Annotated in this window: 18 protein-coding genes, 1 tRNA gene and 1 riboswitch; of the genes, 3 read left to right on the top strand and 16 right to left on the bottom strand. The window is 40.6% G+C overall.

The features are described from left to right. Positions 1–170: 170 nt before the first annotated feature. The 10 genes from thiD to IAE53_RS05990 form a co-directional block, all read right to left on the bottom strand. Positions 171–983, bottom strand: a complete 813-nt coding sequence (gene thiD, locus IAE53_RS06035) for a bifunctional hydroxymethylpyrimidine kinase/phosphomethylpyrimidine kinase (RefSeq protein ID WP_148424046.1) — start codon at positions 981–983, stop codon at positions 171–173. A 35-nt stretch (positions 984–1018) separates the two neighbouring features. Further along, the gene (locus IAE53_RS06030; RefSeq protein WP_148424045.1) at positions 1019–1576 is read right to left on the bottom strand and encodes a folate family ECF transporter S component; all 558 of its coding nucleotides are present in this window, start codon (positions 1574–1576) and stop codon (positions 1019–1021) included. 41 nt (positions 1577–1617) lie between these two features. Further along, positions 1618–1714, bottom strand: a riboswitch (THF riboswitch). Between the two features lie 106 nt (positions 1715–1820). After that, positions 1821–2363, bottom strand: a complete 543-nt coding sequence (locus tag IAE53_RS06025; RefSeq protein WP_148424044.1) for a hypothetical protein — start codon at positions 2361–2363, stop codon at positions 1821–1823. Positions 2364–2443: 80 nt separating this feature from the next. Next, positions 2444–3352 (bottom strand): hypothetical protein, encoded by a 909-nt coding sequence (locus tag IAE53_RS06020; protein ID WP_148424043.1) that lies wholly within the window; start codon positions 3350–3352, stop codon positions 2444–2446. Positions 3353–3511: 159 nt separating this feature from the next. Continuing rightward, positions 3512–5023, bottom strand: coding sequence for a peptide chain release factor 3 (locus IAE53_RS06015; RefSeq protein WP_148424042.1), 1512 nt, complete (start codon positions 5021–5023; stop codon positions 3512–3514). 43 nt (positions 5024–5066) lie between these two features. After that, positions 5067–5642 carry a sortase gene (locus IAE53_RS06010; protein WP_188353313.1) on the bottom strand — a complete coding sequence of 192 codons (576 nt, stop codon included), beginning with the start codon at positions 5640–5642 and terminating at the stop codon, positions 5067–5069. Further along, a complete protein-coding gene (locus tag IAE53_RS06005) occupies positions 5639–6445 on the bottom strand; it encodes a class C sortase (RefSeq protein ID WP_148424040.1) in 807 nt (268 codons plus the stop codon). Before IAE53_RS06005 ends, IAE53_RS06010 begins: the two co-directional genes overlap by 4 nt. Before the next feature lie 192 nt (positions 6446–6637). Then, positions 6638–9244, bottom strand: coding sequence for a SpaA isopeptide-forming pilin-related protein (locus IAE53_RS06000; RefSeq protein ID WP_148424039.1), 2607 nt, complete (start codon positions 9242–9244; stop codon positions 6638–6640). A 110-nt stretch (positions 9245–9354) separates the two neighbouring features. Continuing rightward, positions 9355–12444 (bottom strand): SpaA isopeptide-forming pilin-related protein, encoded by a 3090-nt coding sequence (locus tag IAE53_RS05995; RefSeq protein ID WP_148424038.1) that lies wholly within the window; start codon positions 12442–12444, stop codon positions 9355–9357. 288 nt (positions 12445–12732) lie between these two features. Then, entirely contained in the window at positions 12733–13587 is an 855-nt protein-coding gene (locus IAE53_RS05990; RefSeq protein WP_139967700.1) for an undecaprenyl-diphosphate phosphatase, read from the bottom strand. A gap of 142 nt (positions 13588–13729) precedes the next feature. On the opposite strand from IAE53_RS05990, the gene IAE53_RS05985 reads away from it, so the two are divergent. Then, positions 13730–13802 (top strand) — tRNA-Lys (locus IAE53_RS05985). Positions 13803–13872: 70 nt separating this feature from the next. Here the strand turns inward: IAE53_RS05985 and IAE53_RS05980 are convergent. The 6 genes from IAE53_RS05980 to IAE53_RS05955 all read right to left on the bottom strand — a co-directional run bounded on the left by IAE53_RS05980 (position 13873) and on the right by IAE53_RS05955 (position 17162). Beyond that, entirely contained in the window at positions 13873–14127 is a 255-nt protein-coding gene (locus IAE53_RS05980; protein ID WP_148424037.1) for a hypothetical protein, read from the bottom strand. 80 nt (positions 14128–14207) lie between these two features. Beyond that, positions 14208–14846 (bottom strand): hemolysin III family protein, encoded by a 639-nt coding sequence (locus IAE53_RS05975; RefSeq protein ID WP_139967705.1) that lies wholly within the window; start codon positions 14844–14846, stop codon positions 14208–14210. A 99-nt stretch (positions 14847–14945) separates the two neighbouring features. Continuing rightward, positions 14946–15428 carry a TspO/MBR family protein gene (locus IAE53_RS05970; RefSeq protein WP_200136081.1) on the bottom strand — a complete coding sequence of 161 codons (483 nt, stop codon included), beginning with the start codon at positions 15426–15428 and terminating at the stop codon, positions 14946–14948. A gap of 103 nt (positions 15429–15531) precedes the next feature. After that, positions 15532–16413, bottom strand: a complete 882-nt coding sequence (locus IAE53_RS05965; RefSeq protein WP_004911894.1) for a DegV family protein — start codon at positions 16411–16413, stop codon at positions 15532–15534. Between the two features lie 15 nt (positions 16414–16428). Further along, entirely contained in the window at positions 16429–16767 is a 339-nt protein-coding gene (locus IAE53_RS05960) for a CrcB family protein (RefSeq protein ID WP_200136082.1), read from the bottom strand. Then, positions 16764–17162, bottom strand: coding sequence for a CrcB family protein (locus IAE53_RS05955; protein ID WP_200136083.1), 399 nt, complete (start codon positions 17160–17162; stop codon positions 16764–16766). Before IAE53_RS05955 ends, IAE53_RS05960 begins: the two co-directional genes overlap by 4 nt. A gap of 217 nt (positions 17163–17379) precedes the next feature. On the opposite strand from IAE53_RS05955, the gene IAE53_RS05950 reads away from it, so the two are divergent. Together IAE53_RS05950 and IAE53_RS05945 are read left to right on the top strand one after the other, a co-directional pair. Then, on the top strand, positions 17380–17550 hold the full coding sequence (locus tag IAE53_RS05950) for a hypothetical protein (RefSeq protein ID WP_010276193.1): 171 nt from the start codon (positions 17380–17382) through the stop codon (positions 17548–17550). A 15-nt stretch (positions 17551–17565) separates the two neighbouring features. Next, positions 17566–18201 carry an NAD(P)-dependent oxidoreductase gene (locus tag IAE53_RS05945; RefSeq protein ID WP_200136084.1) on the top strand — a complete coding sequence of 212 codons (636 nt, stop codon included), beginning with the start codon at positions 17566–17568 and terminating at the stop codon, positions 18199–18201. Positions 18202–18472 lie beyond the last annotated feature (271 nt).

Genomic DNA, 18472 nt, shown 5'->3' with positions numbered 1-18472 from the left:
AAATATAGAACTGACCTAATGTAATTTTTGGTAAGTCGTTTAACTGGGCTAATTTATAAAACGCGCTCGTTATTATGCGGTTTTTAAGTAAGTCATGTTTTGCCAATCAAAAATAAAAAAGCTAATTCTATGTCGAATTAGCCTAAATATAGATACACTTTTATAATAATTTAATTAACTGACTGAGCTGCCCAGTGATTAATTGGACCAAATTGATGGCCAACCGCTATTTCGCTAGCAATAGCTGCTGTTGTGACATCATGCGCTGTGCGAATGGCATTAGCGACTGACTGTCCTTTGGCAATTTCAGCTGCAATTGTGGCACTTAACGTATCGCCCGTGCCGTTAATATGTGTCGTATCAAAATAAGGATGGCGCAGCCAAAATTCTGATCCATCAGCTAGTAACACGTAATCGGCAACTTCTTGTTGGTCATCTTGATAATGCCAACCTTTCACAATGACATTCTGAACACCTAGTGCCTGAATATCTCGTGCTGCCGCTGCTTGGTCAGTTTCGCTTTGAATTGTTCGTCCTGTTAACAATTGTGCCTCAAAAAAATTAGGCGTGGCAACAGTTGCCAATGGTAACAGCTGTTGTTTCAGAGCTTTGAACGCTTCATTTTCTAATAATTGTGCCCCATGTTTCGTAGTAATAACGGGATCAACGACCAATGGCCCAAAATCGTAAGTTTGATATGACTTAACTACCGTACCAATTAAAGCTGCATCAGACAGCATTCCCGTCTTACTAGCTTTGATTTTAAAATCATCAGCCAAAGCCTCAAACTGTTGATCAATAAATGCCAGTGGTAGCGTTTCTGCCGCATGAATACCGTAAGAATTACCCGCAACGGCTGCTACTAAGACGCTCATTCCATACGTCTTACGAATAAAAAAGGTATGTAAATCAGCTTGCATACCAGCCGAGCCATCAGAATCAGAACCGGCGATTGTTAATACTTGAGGAAATTCGTTTGTCATCATAACCTGCTTTCAAAAAAAACAGCCGAAGCTGTTTAACTAAAAATTGTTTTTGTTGTGCGTCGTACGACTTGATTATTTAAGAAAAAATAAGTGATTGCAACCTGAATTGGGTACATAATCAAGTTTTTGATAATTCTTGGTATCGTAAACGCCACCAATGATGGCCAATCATGCGCTGTGTGATACATGATGACTAACCAAGCCGTGTTCATCACAATGTTAGTGATGAGTAACACCAAGCCAACGGCAACAATAATTCGCCATAGACTTGTGTGATCTTGACGATAATAAGCTAGTGCATAAATCAATGTTGAAACAACCGCTGTCAACGTAAACCCAATGAAGAAGACACCGGGATTAACAATCGTGATATTAACCACGTCTAATACGGCAGCAATCAGCATCGACCACAGCGGACCATACCACTTGGCAATCAAAGACATTGCCACAAACGAAAAACTAACTTGTAGCACATTCGTTCCCACAGTGAATTTATTTAATGCCATGTCAATAGCCATTAAAAATGCCAAAACAACAAATTGGCGCGTGTCTAATTTTGACAGCGCCCATGTACGCGATGTACTTTCCATAATAAAGAACCTCCGAGTGGAGTGTTCACCTATATGATTATATTGGTGAATGTGATTGATGCACCGCACACAAGCGTGTTTCGTCAGCGACCCACATTCCGTTTCCGCTGCACTTAACGCGCATCAATCTACCCCGATTTTATTTTGTCTTATCGACAACGAACATTGTAACACCAAATGAACCGAACGTTGGTATTAAAGTTTGGTAATTGTTCGTAAAAAAACGCCACCTCTAGGCAGCGTCTTATTCCGGTAAAATGATTTGCGTTGAAGGGCCTTGTGGTTCAGCCTGTTCAGGTTGTTCTTGAATTAAGAAGCTTGGATAAAGTGTCAATGACTTTTCTTCAAAGCCCACAACAGATGAACCCAACACGCGTGTGATTAACTCCATCAAACGCTCTTCAAACGTATCCTTATCGATATCTTCAATTTCTGCCTTGAGTGATTGTTGGTACATATTGATGTGCAAGTTAGGAATCAATGCGTACTCTCGTCCAACTAAACCAGCCCACTCTTCAAACACTTCTGCCGGTATTTCTTCGTCTTCATTTTTAGCAATGGGCATAAAATTGGCACTAAACGTATTACCAGCACCACCCTGCTCATCAAATTCCTCTTGCGTCATTTCGCCATTAGTTAGTTCCGTTGCGTATTCAAAATCAAACGGACGACGTTCGTCAAAAACATGGATAAAGCCTGCTGTTGCTTGCGTTTCATCCGCAGCGTCAACGACACGCAAAATGCGATCTCTTTGGCCATTAAAAAGTTGTTGTGTGTAATATGCCATTATTATTCTCCAATGTAGGTGTTACTACATTTTAACATAACTCACGACCAAAACTGAATGCCAATCCCAAATTAATGAGGTCATGGCATAGTGTAAGTCTTGAAATCATTAAAGTTGTTGTGCATCAGTCGCTCATAATTATTCCAAACGGACTGCGGTTGAATCGCATAAACGGCTGCCAAAATATTATTATATTCTACGCGCGCTTCATATTCATTATCAGCCACAGCAAGCGTTCGCACTACTGCCATCAACTTACGAATAACGTTGGTGTACCAATCACTAATAGCGGGTTCCAAGCTGTCAACAAGTTCAAAGTCGCGCTTTGTATCAGCACTTGCTTGCTCGTGAAACGCCCGCAATGTGTATTGATAGATGACAGTGAGTAACGCTTGCTGACGCGTAATTTCCATTTCTAAACCAGCTTGTTGACTCCCTTGTTGTTGCATAATCGTTTTGCGAATAAATGGCAAAATCGTTTGCAGATCCTCGTAGCGAAGACTGTCCATCACGTCCAATAACAAATTTGCATCTATGATCGAAAAATAATGGCGTTTGCACAAAATATTACGAACTGTTGGTAACAGTTTTTTGATTAACTTTCCCGCGATTTCTTCCGAAGCGTGTGTTTTGACTTGTCTAACAGCTGTTGCAATGGCTGCCACATCCTTGGTTTGCTTATATGTTTGTAATGCACTTTCAACTGTTGCCTCATCAACACTTGATGTTGATGGTTCTTTGCTAATATCGATTTGAGTTTCCTTTAACGACCGCGCATATAACATAAATTCATCAAGTGACACATGAATTACTTCTAGAATCGAAAGTAATCGACTCATCGCCAGATCACCCGATCCGTTCAGATAACCATAAAAACGACTACGAGAAATATCAGCATGTGCCAAAATGATTTTTACGGGCACCCCTTTTTCCCTAATAAAAAACCTTAGTGCTTCATTATAATGATTTTCATCAATGTGAAAAGCCATGATACATTCTCCCCTTGCTTTCGTTAACTATTTCACATGTAATAATAACACATTATTGTCCTAAAATGTAACATATTATCGTATGTGTTCACAATTAGAACACGAAAAAAGGCAAGTAAAAACCACAAAACCGATAAGGATTTTGTGGTTTTTCACTCATTACATTTTTTCTTCTAGTGTCACATCCGGATATTTATCATGGAACCAATTAAGTGCAAACTTGTTTTCAAATAAGAAAACTGGTGCGTCATAACGGTCTTTCACAAGTAAATTACGCGATGAACCCATTTTTTCATCAAGTTCTTCCGGCTTAATCCAACGTGCCACTTTTGAACCAATTGGTTCGAACTGAATTTCAACGTTGTATTCATTTTCCATACGGAACTGGAAAACTTCGAATTGCAGTTGCCCGACCGCACCGATGATATAATCGCCACCGTTCCAAGACTTGTAAAGTTGGATTGTACCTTCCTGTACCAACTGTTCAATGCCTTTATGGTAAGACTTTTGCTTCATCACATCTTTGGCAATCACACGGTTAAATAATTCGGGGGTAAATGTTGGCAAATCAGGGAACTGCACACTCTTTTTGCCAGCATAAATTGTGTCACCAATCTGGAAGTTTCCGGTATCATAGACACCAATAATATCGCCAGGCACTGCTGTTTGCACATTTTCACGTTCTTCAGCCATGAACTGTGTGACGTTAGACAGCTTTAATTTCTTGCTATTTCGCTGCAAAGTGACATCCATACCACGATCAAATTCACCACTGACAATACGAACAAAAGCAATGCGATCACGATGACGTGGATCCATGTTGGCTTGAATTTTGAAAACAAAACCAGTAAATTGTGGACTATCCGGGGTGATAACCTGATCGTCAACCGTTGTCACAGCCGCTGGCGCTGGCGCATAAGTCAAATATTCACGCAGAAATTCGGTCACACCAAAATTCACCAAGGCCGATCCAAAGAATACTGGGGTCAATTTACCATGAGCAATTTTGTCAGCGTCAAATTCGTTACCCGCATCACGTAATAACTCAATTTCGTCCATTGCTTCACTGACAACTTCTGGGTGATCACTGGCATTTTTGAAAGGTACTGAGTCATCTTTTTGCAAATCATAAATACCTTGCAAAATTTGTCCTGACCCAACTGGCCAGTTCATGGGATAAGCTTGAATGCCTAAAATAGACTCTAATTCATCAACCAAATCGAGCGCTGGTCGTGCGTCACGATCAATTTTGTTGAAGAAAGTGAACACAGGAATACCGCGTTGCGACACAATTTCAAAGAGCTTTTTCGTTTGTGGCTCAATTCCCTTGGCTGCATCGACAACCATGACAACTGAGTCAACCGCCATCAGCGTTCGATAGGTATCTTCAGAAAAATCCTCGTGCCCCGGTGTGTCCAAAATGTTGATTCGCTTACCTTCATAATCAAATTGCAACACTGATGAGGTCACTGAGATGCCACGTTGCTGTTCAATTGCCATCCAGTCCGATGAAGCCAGCTTGTTTGAGCCGCGACCTTTAACCGTCCCAGCTTCACGAATCACCCCACCGTGCAACAGTAGCTGCTCAGTCAGAGTTGTTTTACCAGCATCGGGGTGCGAAATAATCGCAAAAGTCCGCCGGTTTTTAAGTTGTTCTTGAAAGTTTTCCATAGTACTTCTATTTTACCCGAAAAACAAGCCGCCGGCTAGCTTTTTAATCGACAGCCACCAAATCACCCACGACTAGTAATCGTTCTTTAGTCGTTGGAAACGGATGACATGTATAAAGCGCAGCACGCGATTTAGTTGCCGACGCCAAATCATGAATTGTTTCTAACTGTGATACTGGAATAGATATTTTTTTGAAAATCCGATAATGGTAGGTCATCCCTTGATATAGCACTTGAAAAGTATCACCTTTTCCTAACTCATTCAGTCGCAAAAAACCAAGATGTGTGCACCACAGACGATGAGCAGCAATTACTGTTAATCCACCCTCCCCAGCATCGGGACGATCAAAGTCTTCCAAAAAGCCTGCTCCCTTTGCCAGTGACTCATCACTAGTATCATTAAAAATTGGATATTCAACATTGATTTTAGGAATGGTAATCACCGCACCTGCCAACAATATTTTATTTGTATCTTCGTCCGTAATTGCAGCATCAGTTTTTGCATTTCTTTTTTCAATACGATTAACAAGCTGCCGTTGTTCTTCGCTTGTTTTATTGAAAATTGCAGCAATAATCCCAATCACTATTACAAATAGTATCAGACAATATCTTAATTTCATTTAGCCTTTCTCCGCTTAATGGTGCGACGTATCAACCACAGCAACAGAGCCACAATGGCAATTAAGCCACTTGCCAGCAGTAGCATTAACCACCACTGCTCCCATATAACCGTCGGTGTTGGTCTTTTATCAGTCAAATGTCCTCTCACTAATAAACGATGTGAGTTAACACCATAGGGCGTACAAGTGACTAACGTGACGAAATTATCTGGATGATGTAACGCCAAATCTTCGACATTTTCTGGGGTGACAACCTTTTTTTTGTCCACTTCATAGGTAAATTCTTTTCCCAAAACTTGAATAAAGAATAAATCGCCTTTTTTGAGCTTACCAATATTAGTAAACATAATTTTATTTGGCAAACCAGAGTGTCCAGTGATCACGGCGTGTTCCCCATGCCCACCAAGTGGAATTGAAGATCCAGGTAGCAACCCTGCTCCTTTTTGCAGTTCTTTTTCACTAACACCATCATAGATGGGTAAATAAACATCAATTTTAGGAATTGATATTGTACCCAGTGCTTGTGAATCAGGAATTGTTATCATATCTGATACAGCTTCTGCTGGCTTGTTCAGTGATTTCAAAGATTTTTCGGTAACACCAGTTTTGTTGCTATTATTACGTTTTTCTGCCTTTTCAGTTAGTGTATTAACCATTCTTGTATCTAAATTTTCTGCTCGTCTATCAACACTTCTAGCAATACCCGTCTGGTGCATCGCATTATACGCCTGAGACACAAATGGTGATGCAAAAATTGCCAAACCAATTAAAAATACTAATGTTGAGAACCATCTTTTTCGCATTTTACTCGTCCTATCTTTCTGCTTAATTTCATTGTAACGAATTGATATGACGACTTTTCAGGGCAAGGTTTGACTAAATTGTGTTCATGTGTGACGAAAGTGTGATGGCAAAAAAGGATGTTTCACGTGAAACATCCTTTTGGTATTGTTAATTAAATTAGATTATTACAATATGTGTGGTGCGCATAGTTGTTACTTTCTGATTAATGTTGACGTCTTTTCGTCACGATTGCGCTTCTTGATACGAGATGCAACCATCAACATTGCGCCCATCATCAATGCACCCAACATACCAATACCACCAGTTACAGGGAATGTTGACTTCTTGTAGTTGGCAACGTTAATATCGTCGGCGTCTGCTACACCATTGACAACACCCGATGGCTGACCATTGATATAGTTAGAATTAGTTGTCCCATCTGCCCCCAATGAGAATTCAACATCGTCCATTAGCTTATAGCCGCTTGGTGCATGTGACTCGACTAACTTATAGTCACCACCAGCAAGTCCACAGTACTGCAAGTAACCATCATCACCTGTCATGTGTGTTGTTGCGTTATTAGCGTCGATACTCCAGATGATATCACCCATTGGGTCGTCTGACATTGACATCATGTGATCCATTGGATTACCATCTTCATCAACGTGCATGAAGTATACCCAAGCATTGCCAGCACCCTTTGAATCTACCCAATCTTTGAAAGCAGCAAATGTTGAGAATTGGTTAGAAGTATCTTCTGAACCCCAAACATTATTCTTATTTTCATACAATAACTTCCAAACAGCATTGATGTTACCATTAGTACCTTGCGTTACCTTCATACCAAGTTTGAATCCAGCACCTGCAAGCGGCTTAGTCAAGTCACCACTGTCTGTCTTCACCAGTTCCCAACCTGCATCAAATGTCTTTGACTTGTCAGTATCCGTGCTAGTTGTATAACCGTTGTCTACATTCAAATCAACCGTATTTTCAATGTCACCCGTTTGTGCAGCTGCGTTAGCACGCATATCAAGTGTTACCACCAACTTTGCATTAGTATCAGTAATGTTCAACTTGTTAGCGACTTTTTGACGACCCGACTCTGTCAATTCGATGACCAACTTACCATCATTTTTAGATGCTTCGTTAACCACACGGTTGTTATCAGCAAATGTATAAGTTGAGCTCACACCGTAGATACGGAAATCATCAGCTGTAAATCCTGATCCCGTTACGGCTGCTAAGCTAACACGTGCTTGTTGAATAGCGTCTGATGTATCAGTCGTTTTACCAGCATCTTTGTTAGGCACATCATACTTTTTAGCACTCGTTGGGTCTGTATCATAAACTAGTCCATGTCCAGTCAAGCCCATCGTGTCAGTAATTTTGTTTGCTTCACCACCGTCAGCACCAAAGTGTTCCAATGTTGCCAATTGTGTTGTTGTTGAACCACTCTTCAAGGCAATTGAAGCGCTGATCCAGTTAGTTTGGTATGGTAATGTATCGACGATGTCATACTTTGTATAAGTATTAATGTTGTCATCAATATCTGATTCAATCTTCCACTGGAAATCTTCACCACGTGATACACCCGACTTTGTGTCATTGTCTTCAAAGACACCATCTTGATTCGTATCAATTGTCTTATCAACATCTGGTGTTTCATAGTTGACCAGCTTGAACGTTGAGTTACGGTAATAAACTGTGTTATCCGCTGCGCCATATCCAGCCTTAGTATCTGATGTAGCGGTACTATCTGCATTGCTCAATGTCACTTCTTGCAATTGACCATTAACCATGTAGTTGTTTGGTGCTGTCAATTCGGTTACACCATAAGTATCACCTGGTGTCAAATCACTATAAGTTACGCCATCAGCTGTTGTCAAACGGAAGTCCACTTGACCCAGAATTGATGTTGCTGCAGTAGCTTGTGCGGCTGTAAAGAAGCCATCAGTTGTCATCTTTGTAATCCATGTTGGTATGTATTCCTTCACACCAGCCACTGTATTAACTTTGTCTTTTGCTAAATCACGCACCAATTGTGACAGCGCATTTTGTACGTCAGTCTTACTTTGTGTTGCGTAAACTGAAGAATTAACCAATCCAACAACGGCACCGGCAATTGTCTTCTTGTCTTCGCCAACCTTCTTCACCTTCAACTCACCAACATCTGTATAGTTTTTTGCATAGATGTTGTATTCGTTGTCAGTATTATCGAACCAAGTGTCTCCAGTTCCTGTCGCGTTAGGATTCAACAATGGTACACTGATAACCATTGGCACGGCGTGTGTCTTAGTTGAAGCAGAGTACCCTGTTTCAAAAGCAACATAATGCCCTTCAGCCAAATTATCTAACCTTAACTGACCGCCAGTTGTTTCTTGATTGTTAACAATCCTTGATACGCCACCCTTACTTGCTAGGAATGTCTTGAAGGCAGCTTCTTGTCCAGCCTTAACGCGAATCGTGTAGGGGTTAACATCTGGATGGGCACTTGCACCTGAGTTAACGACTTCAAGATAAGTACTATAATCTGAACCAATTTTTGGTCGATCTCCTGTGTCAAACCCATCAATCGCGTCATCCGTCAAATGGTAAACAGTGAACTTTGCGTTGGCAATTGTCCAACCTGTTTCTAGGTCCATTGCAGAACCATCATTTTGGAAGATGTTTTGGGCATCCTCGCCATCGGTTGCACTTTGAACTTTATTGATCACAACATCAGTTGATGAAGGCTTCGTTGCAGATGCAAGTGCACTACCACTGGTTAAGATCATTGGCGCCAACAAGACGCTAGTTAAAATCAGATTTTTTGCTTTCATGTTTTTTCCTCTATCCGTTTCTTCTTTCTTCTGTACATTCTTATAATATCAAGCGATTGTGTGTAGATTTCGGTTAATTCAAACCCTTTTTGTGACCAATTGTGTACTTTTTATGAATTCTTGTACTTTCTTGTGAAGTAAGCTGCAAATCCTGCGCCTAGGATCAAGACTGACCCTAGCAACAATTGTGTCATGAAGCCATTACCACCGGTCAAAGGCATAATTGCCTTCAAGTTATCACGAACAGATAATTCTGCCAGTGCTACACCTGCGACGTCTGTTGTATCAATTTCTTCGCCAGTGGCAACACCTGCAGCGTTAACACGTTCCAGAATGATTTTGCCACTTTTGACAACAAACTTGAAATAAATGTGGTCTTTGATTAGAGTATAGCCACTTGGTGCAGCTGATTCTCTAATCTCGTAAATTGTGTTCAATACCAAATCGTCGGCTGTTGTGTGAATTGACGCGTCTTCAGGATCAACCGTCATACTTTGCCAAGTTGCAGCATCTTTTTGACGATATTCAAATCCTGCGCCTGCTAATGGTGTATCATTACTATCTTTCTTGATAATCTTAACCTTAGCATTCACTCTTTCATTGACGACGCTCGTTGATGATGTGACCTTGTGGTTTGTGTCATCAACAGTGGTGTCATACTTTTCACCTACAACGGATCCACTGTAGTGATAAACGCCATCTTCACTAACATAAATACGGAAGTTATCAATTTTTTCGTAACCTGTTGGTGCCTTGTCTTCACGAATTTCATATGCTTTGCCAACTTCCAATCCTGTTAAGTTGAATGTCGTTCCATCAGCTGAAATTGTCAACTTTCGCCATGTTGAATCGTTAACTTCACGATAACTAAATTCAGCACCAGCTAATGGTTGGTTAGCTTGGTCTACCTTATGGATATCAAATTGATAATCATAAGAGCGGTTAATAACCTTTGCTGCATTGGTCTCACCAAACGTTAACGTTCCTGTTTTTTCACTAACTATCATTTTTTGCGTTGCACGGTCAAATCGCACATTAATTTCATATTCAGAGGTTGTAATGTAATGATAATCTGGCGCTTTTGTTTCGACCAATATATAATCACCAATTGGTAAATTGGTGAAATCGAACATATATCCACTGGCAGGTGCGCTGTGCTCTATGGGATTTTCTCTATCAATATCATCTTTGCGATACAATTCAAATTCAGCACCAAGTACAGGGGAATTTTTTTCATTAACCTTATGGATAATAAATCCACCTAACTTAGGATCTTCATATGTATGAACCTCGTTAGTTGCTTTACAACTACCAGATGTGACTTCGGCTGTGTTGTAGAAGTATTCGCGTTCACCCGAGTTAATCGCCTTTTCGGCATCCGTTTTAACGTTCAACTTAAAAGCAATTTCCTTACCTGTAAATGATAATGCCGCGATACCCGCCGCCGTCATTTCGATTTTGATGTGTTGACGGCCGGTGTTTGTTTTTTCAATGGTGACAATATACATATCACCATAAATTTTTCTCTTATAATTATGATATGAAGCTCCTTCGGCAGTGTACGCTCCAGTGAACTCATTTTTGATGGGTTCGCCATTTTCATTAAATACCTCAATATCCTTTAAATGATTACTCATTGTGGCACCATCTAGGTTACTATCAGTTATCGAATAATCTAGTGTCACACCACTTGGCAAGGTATCATCGACGACCAATTGATTTGGCCTAGGCACATTAGGCACTGAAGATGTCGCATACGTTTGTTGATAAATGTAATAGTTATGATAATAATAACCATTGCTTGGTGTTAGCTTTTCATCTAGTGATTGTGCGTTAAGGGCACCCTTGTCTGTTGGCTGATTCAAGTCAGGGGTTTCCTTAGCCGTCACTGTTTTTCTTGGTTTATTCAATGCCAAAGGTGAGATACTTTCAGCTGTGATTGACTGCCATGTCCAACCCGTTCCTGAACGCAAGCTGAACTTGTGTCGCGTACCGGCGATGTTGAATGACACAGCGCCCGTATAGGCGTCAACAGAGTCCAGACTATCAACGAAGTTGCCATTTGTATGACGATTAGCACTTACGGCACTTGCAGAGTAATTTCCATGTCCAGTTGAGTATAACCAGGCACCTTCTTCTTCTTTTGGAATAGCTGTACATTGATCACCATTCACTGTCGTGTCAGTGCTTCTTGCAATTCCTGTCATCAGAGATGGGTAACCAGCTTCCCCATATTCACTTGACGTTTTAGGACCAAATTCTGAATCCGTCTTATACAGCTTACGTGTTGCACTTGATGTGTCAACTTGAGCTACCATTTCAGCATAGGTTGAATGTTGAATATTTGTTGTTGCTTCGGTCCAACTGAATTGACGTCCCGTACCCGTTGCCCCGAAGTTGTTCATCGAAGCAAACGTCATGTGCGGATTAGCATTGTTAGTATTAACAACCTCAATCTCATTTGTCAGATTACCGTCGGCATCAACCGCATAATATTGAATTTCGATATCTAACTGTTTAATCCCACGATATGTCAGACCTGAATACAAGTTATTAGGCACATCGATGAACTTTGGTGTATAGTTTGTGGCACCGAATTGGTCTTTAACCGTCCCTGTAATATTAGAGACCGTCATTTTAGCGCCTAATGTTACCATTTTGTCGCCATACCCATCGTTATCCGTGTCTTTACTATATTGACCAACGTTGTCATAAGCAACGGTGAACGAGATGTTTTTAACCTGATCCGCCGTATAAGTTGATGGTATTTCTACCATATATGACGATTGGTTTTTGTTGCTTGCTGCAGCCTGATACTGATTATGGTATCCGAGACGGGCTGTTTGGAAGGTACTACCGTTACCTGTAACGATGTTGGCAGTATTCCTATCAAACTTTTCTCTGACTAATAATGATGTTGTTTTACCATCATTAGCTGTCAAATTATTGGCGTTTAGTATTCGCGTCATTTGTCCGTTATCCAGTAACGGTGACGAGAAACTAAACTTGGCTTTATCAGTTGTTCCGCTTGCTGTCGGTGTCGTACGACCAGTCGGCGTAATCTCAATGTGATTCGTCCGTTCGGTAGCGCCTTCAGCATGGATTGTCGAAATACTAAATCCGAACTGCCAAAGCATCGGTATCAACAAAACAAGTATTTGCCAACCAGCGAAAAACTTTTTTGTAAATTTTTTCATCATGTCCTCCTTAAGTCTGTTTTATCGCTGATCAAACATAATAATTTTTATGTATGTCATGCTAACACCTATAATCATACGGAATAATCAAGAATAACCAGCGTCCTATATTCGGAGAATTTGTGCATAAATGTGAATATTTTTCGACATATTCAAGCAATTAAGTCTTTTGTGTGAATTTGCACAATAAGGTCGTCCAAATCAACAAAAAAAGCTACTATTAATACAGTAGCTTTCGAAGTCATCACAAAAAAATCCCTGACTACACTAGTGTCAGGGATCTTTAATATTTTAATGCATTGTTGTAATCACACCTGTCACACCAAGCAACAAGAAGATCACACCAACGATAATACGGTAGTAACCAAAGGCCTTGAAGTCGTTATTTTTGATGTAATTCATCATGAACTTAATCGCAAACAACGCCACAATCCAAGAAACCACAAAGCCAAATAGCATAACCAAGCCTTGCATACCCGTGAATGAGCCACCTTCATGGAAGAATTTGAACATTTTCAATAGCGTGACACCAAACATCACCGGAATTGATAGGAAAAATGAAAATTCCGCCGCGACGAAGCGTGAAGCACCAAGAATAATCGCCCCAAGAATCGTGGCACCTGAACGAGATGTTCCGGGTACTAATGACAAAACTTGGAACAAACCAATGTAGAGGGCTAGCTTAAACGTAATTTGATTAACGTCTGTAATTAAAGGTGCAATACCTTTTTGACGATTTTCAATCACAATGAAGATCACACCATAAATAATCAACATCGCTGAAACAACCCAGAAGTTCAGCAAGTGTGCATCCATAAAGTCATTCAGCAATAAACCAAAGACCACAGCGGGCAAGACACCAACTGCCACACGAATCCACAAACGCCATGTTTGAAACTTTTCACGGTCTGTTTTTTGAGGTGAAAACGGATTCAGTTTGTTGAAATAAAGCTGAATCACGGCAAAAATGGCACCCAATTGAATGGCATAATCGAAAAATGGGGTGAAAGACTTCGTCCACACAGCGCCGCCGGGGATTTTCATCAGTGTTTCCGCCAAAATAATGTGCCCTGTTGATGACACTGGCAAAAATTCTGTCAGGCCTTCAACAATACCAATAATGATTGATTTAATCAGATCTAGCATGTGTCTAAACGCGTTCAAAACTGTTTATCAACAGTCAACGCTTTTCCTTCCATATTGAGAATAGTTCCATTTTATCATATTTGCTGCTTGCTTTTTCATAAATCACGTGGTATTATATTTATTGTTGTGAAACAGAAAATATGGTCAGCTAGCTCAGTTGGTAGAGCAACGGACTCTTAATCCGTGGGTCCAGGGTTCGAGCCCCTGGCTGACCACTATATCAGCTATCAGAATTATTTCTGATAGCTTTTTTTGTGATTAGATGTCAAAAAAAAGCCTTTCGGCTCAATCTTCAACAGCATAATCATTAACATGTAAGGAATCAAGAAAGTCATTTGCGTCTTCTTTTGAAATGATGCCTTTTTCAATATTACCAGCAACAATTTTCTCAATCTCTTGACGAACTTGATTTTTCGTCCCGTCAGCGACGATAATCACCGTACGCTTCAAATCATCATGCCAGGTAACGTTGACTGGCCCCCAAGTATCCAAGTGCTGATCAATTACCCATTGCTTAACGTGTGATTGTGTCAATGCCATATTTTAATTTCTCCTGCAATTATTTAACAGCTATATTATAGCTCAAAAACAATAATATCACATTGATTTTGTTTAAATTTTTAGAGTGAAATAAAGATACTGGCATACATCAAGCCAGCGCCACCGAGTACGAATAGGTGCCAGTAGACATGCCCCATAGGAATCTTAGGAATCAGATAAAAAATCGTGCCTGCAGAATAGGTTAAGCCGCCAGCCAAAAGTAACCAGAAGGCTGTGTGCGACAACACACCCCATAAGATCGGCATTGCCAAAATAATCAGCCATCCCATCACAAGGTAAATGGTCACCGAGACCCATGGCCAACGTCCCACAAAGAATAAGTCATAGACAAAACCAGCAATCGTCATTGCCAAAATGGCACCCCAGATACTCCAGCCGACCCAGCCTTTAATCAGTAGCCAGGTGTACGGTGTATAACTGCCTAAAATCACCAGATAAATACCCGCATGGTCGAAAAATTGGAATACTTTGGCCGCACGCGTGAATACCAACGAATGAAACAAAGTTGATGCTAGCAAAAACAAGCCAACTGTGGCGATATATAAAATTATCGCTGTCAACTCAAAAGCAGATACTGGTCGTTGCAAGACATGAAATAGCAATGCGATGCCAGCAATCACGGCTAAAATAAAACCTAAACCGTGTGTTACAGCGTTTAATACCTCATAAACAATTAGGTAACGTTTTGAACGTTGCATTAGTAGCCCCCGTAAATAGTTATGTGATTTAATTATACAACAAAACCGAGCCATTTTTAGAACGACTCGGTTGATTAACAGTTGACGAAACTGTCACTTTTAATTTAAGATAGCCACGGCAATCGTGAGGTAAGTCGCAAACAAAATCCACGCCAAGTAAGGATACATCAAATAACTCGCCCACAATTGATTGCGCCTGAAGTTGACAATACAAGCAATTACCAAAGCATCCAATACAAGAATAATCGGCACGCCAATCCAGTAAAGGTTACCACCAAAAAACACAATACTCCAAATAAAATTAACAAAAAGTTGTAACGCAAATAACAACAAATTAGTCTTTTTGGCTGCTGCATGATGCTGACTAACTAATAATAAATAGGCAGCCACACCAATCAACAGGTATAAAATGGGCCAAACAATCCCAAAAACAAAATCTGGCGGCGACAGTGGTGGCTGTACTAACTGATTATAAATTTGTTTAATGTCACCAGCCAACAAAGCCGATAACCCACCAATTGCTTCCACAACAACAACCGTTCCAACTAATAGGGCGACATGTTGCCACTTTTTTATTACCATCGTGATTTCCTCTCCTTTTAGTGTAACGCACCGCTTTCGTTTACGATACTAAAAGACTCAAAAAGCATTGTCATCGATATGACAATGCTTCGTATTTTGTCGTCTAAATTAAATCTTCCCAATCATGTGCCCAGAGAACGCCCATAGCGCCGTCACCTGTGTGAACACCAATAAACGCACCTAACACCCCACGTTCAAATTTGACAGTAGGATACTCAGCCTGCAAATCTTTGAGCCACTTATCACCTAATTTGGCGTCGTTTCCGTCGACTACAATGGCACGCACGGGATAATCGACTTCGGCTAATGATTGACGTAGCGTTTCTTTAATTTCTTTCAACGCCCCACTCATTTTTCTGGCCTTACCAACAGCACCAATCTTACCTTCATCTTGCACGTCCATTGATAATATCGGCTTAATATTGAGCAAACCGCCCACTAAGGCCGCACCACGTGACAAACGCCCTGTCCGTTGCAAATGTGAAATGTCATTAACCACAAAACGAACCACAATCGACTCGCGCAATTTCTCAAGCGCTACCATGATTTCATCTAGCGTTTTTCCTTTTTCAGCCATAGCAGCAGCCATTAACGCCTGCATGCCAGCACCCATGACGGCAATTTTAGAATCCCATGCGCGCACATCAGACATGCCTTCATAACTATCAGCGACTGCTGCAGCTGTTTGATAAGTGCCTGAAATACCTGATGATAATGTGACCAACAAAGCCTGATCGTAACCTGAGGCCTTAGCTAAATTCAAAGCCTCTTCCCAATCGCCGGGTGCTGGTTGAGAAGTCGAAGCAATTTGCTTCTTATCTTTCATCATCTTAACCAGCTCACCAAGGTCATGAATATCAACACTTTCTTTGTAGACTTCATCACCAAAAATGATTGGATCATTGACCTGAAAAATGTGATAACGATTCCGCGTTACCACTGGCATCGCTGATGAGGAATCAATAATAACTGCTATTTTACTCATGTGTTCTCTCCATAATTACAAAAAAGTGGCTAACGCAAATCCCAAACCAAATATGACCAACCCGCCAACCAGCTGTATTGATAAATACAGTAGCTGTTGCACGGTAGCATGTTGTTCGCTTTGGGTCATCATCGTACTAAATGTCGTCAATCCGCCTAGTACACCGGTTGACCAAAAATGATGCAAGGCATTAGTAGCGCCTGTTGCCATTAGTATGCCCATAAAAAAAGCACCAACCATATTAACCGCAAAAATAGCTGTGAGGTACTGTGGCTTAGTCGACCAAAATGTGACCGTTAAGTATCGCAACATTGTCCCTAATCCTGCACCAATCGCAACAATTAGTAATGTCATGAGCGCACCTCACTCACTTTACGACCAAACTTTTGACCAATTTTGAGCATAATCAAGCCACCACCCAATGTTAAGACAACATAGATAATGGCATTTGTCATGCTCGTTAAAGCCTGCTGGTTAACTTGCAAAATCATCGTACTAAAAGTTGTGAAACCACCGATTACCCCTGTGCCAATAAAAGTTTGCCACGGTTGCAATCGGCTCTCACGATTCGCAAGATACGCGCCAAGTGATGCAAGCAAAAACGTTCCTACCCAATTAATCAGCATTGTCATCACCGGCATAGCACCAATGATTGGCACTAATCCCAACAGATATCGTGCGCTACCACCAATGGCACCGCCAATACCAACTACTATCAATTCAGTTAAGAAGCCACTCTGTTTTTGCATACCCTCTATTTTAACAAATCGACTTTTGATAAGCCAGATATCTGTCTATCCCTTCCGACAAATGTTCTTCATCTATATTACACCAGTACGGCCTATTTACAAGCGATTAACATCTCTTCATATAGAACTGTTACTTTTTTGCGACCAGTTCCTCATTTCATGATTATCAAGGGACTCGTGTTAAAATAGTAATTGTAATATATTTAAGGAGATTATCATGAAAAAAAGCACCGTGTACGTTGTAATACTAGCATTAGTTTTGATGTTTGTCTCATTGATTAGTTGGATTATGAAGCAATCTACATTTGCTATTTTAGCTTCTAACTTAGGATTATTGATTTTAGCGATTTCATATATTTGGGACAATCGCAACAATATGCTTAAATAATAGTGAGGTCAGCCAATGATTGAAAAGAAACAAAAGATTGTCATTGTAGGTGGTACTGGTTTCGTTGGTCAGGGTTTAATTAAATATTTGTCATCCGAATTATTTGAGGTGCACAGCATTTCACGCCATCCATTCAATGGTAAACCAGGCGATCGGACACAGTATCACGCAATTGATCTCAGTGAAAGCGAACAATTACGTCCTATTGTGAGTGATGCGGATTGGGTAATTGATGCTGTTGGTATTCTGTTACCCAACCCATTAAAAAATCAAACCTACCAAAACAGCAGTTATGAACCAGCTCATCAACTGATTCATTTATTAGCTCAGGAAGTCAAACCGAAGTTTCTTTTCATATCAGCAAACGCTGGACCATTCTTTATGCGACCTTACTTAAAAGCCAAACTAGCTGTGGAGCGCGAAATGGCAAAAGTACTACCTGGTCGCGCTTTTGCAGTTTATCCGGGTATTATTTTTGATCCCGCGCGACAAAGTTCATATTGGCCAGGTGTGGCCTTGACCCATTTGAAAAGTATCGCCTACTTCAATAAATTCCGACCGGTTGCCAGAGCTGAATTTGCCAAAGAAGTGGCCGGCATTTTGACAGGCAAATCTAGCCCCTTGTTGCGTCGTACTGTGAATAAAATATAAGATTTTGTTAGTTTATACACAGTCTTTAACTAGATGTGCCACCACTGTTTGTATTATCACACAACAGATTTAATAATTATCTTAACAATATGCTTGACAACTCATCAAATTCTTAGTATCCTTATTTCATAAACAACTCGGAGATAAATCATGCAAAAAGTTTCAGCACAATTTAGTAACGCTTGGTGGCGTCGGTAAATCAGCTTTTCGGTAACGGACAAGCTGAGACAATCAGTTTTGTCCATACCGACGACTTTTGCATTACTTTGAG

This window comes from Leuconostoc sp. S50, from assembly GCF_016624925.1.
Classification (GTDB): domain Bacteria; phylum Bacillota; class Bacilli; order Lactobacillales; family Lactobacillaceae; genus Leuconostoc; species Leuconostoc pseudomesenteroides.
This window is presented reverse-complemented; position numbering and strand designations above follow the sequence as displayed.

Coding starts and splice junctions, on each gene's coding strand:
- IAE53_RS05960 (WP_200136082.1), bottom strand. CDS start 16,767: ATGACATTACTAATTGTTGCGATTGGTGCAGGATTAGGGACAATGTTG.
- IAE53_RS06025 (WP_148424044.1), bottom strand. CDS start 2,363: ATGGCATATTACACACAACAACTTTTTAATGGCCAAAGAGATCGCATT.
- IAE53_RS05965 (WP_004911894.1), bottom strand. CDS start 16,413: ATGAGTAAAATAGCAGTTATTATTGATTCCTCATCAGCGATGCCAGTG.
- IAE53_RS06000 (WP_148424039.1), bottom strand. CDS start 9,244: ATGAAAGCAAAAAATCTGATTTTAACTAGCGTCTTGTTGGCGCCAATG.
- IAE53_RS05975 (WP_139967705.1), bottom strand. CDS start 14,846: ATGCAACGTTCAAAACGTTACCTAATTGTTTATGAGGTATTAAACGCT.
- IAE53_RS06020 (WP_148424043.1), bottom strand. CDS start 3,352: ATGGCTTTTCACATTGATGAAAATCATTATAATGAAGCACTAAGGTTT.
- IAE53_RS06030 (WP_148424045.1), bottom strand. CDS start 1,576: ATGGAAAGTACATCGCGTACATGGGCGCTGTCAAAATTAGACACGCGC.
- IAE53_RS05995 (WP_148424038.1), bottom strand. CDS start 12,444: ATGATGAAAAAATTTACAAAAAAGTTTTTCGCTGGTTGGCAAATACTT.
- IAE53_RS05970 (WP_200136081.1), bottom strand. CDS start 15,428: ATGGTAATAAAAAAGTGGCAACATGTCGCCCTATTAGTTGGAACGGTT.
- IAE53_RS05950 (WP_010276193.1), top strand. CDS start 17,380: ATGAAAAAAAGCACCGTGTACGTTGTAATACTAGCATTAGTTTTGATG.
- IAE53_RS06010 (WP_188353313.1), bottom strand. CDS start 5,642: ATGAAATTAAGATATTGTCTGATACTATTTGTAATAGTGATTGGGATT.
- IAE53_RS05990 (WP_139967700.1), bottom strand. CDS start 13,587: ATGCTAGATCTGATTAAATCAATCATTATTGGTATTGTTGAAGGCCTG.
- IAE53_RS05955 (WP_200136083.1), bottom strand. CDS start 17,162: ATGCAAAAACAGAGTGGCTTCTTAACTGAATTGATAGTAGTTGGTATT.
- IAE53_RS06005 (WP_148424040.1), bottom strand. CDS start 6,445: ATGCGAAAAAGATGGTTCTCAACATTAGTATTTTTAATTGGTTTGGCA.
- thiD (WP_148424046.1), bottom strand. CDS start 983: ATGACAAACGAATTTCCTCAAGTATTAACAATCGCCGGTTCTGATTCT.
- IAE53_RS06015 (WP_148424042.1), bottom strand. CDS start 5,023: ATGGAAAACTTTCAAGAACAACTTAAAAACCGGCGGACTTTTGCGATT.
- IAE53_RS05980 (WP_148424037.1), bottom strand. CDS start 14,127: ATGGCATTGACACAATCACACGTTAAGCAATGGGTAATTGATCAGCAC.
- IAE53_RS05945 (WP_200136084.1), top strand. CDS start 17,566: ATGATTGAAAAGAAACAAAAGATTGTCATTGTAGGTGGTACTGGTTTC.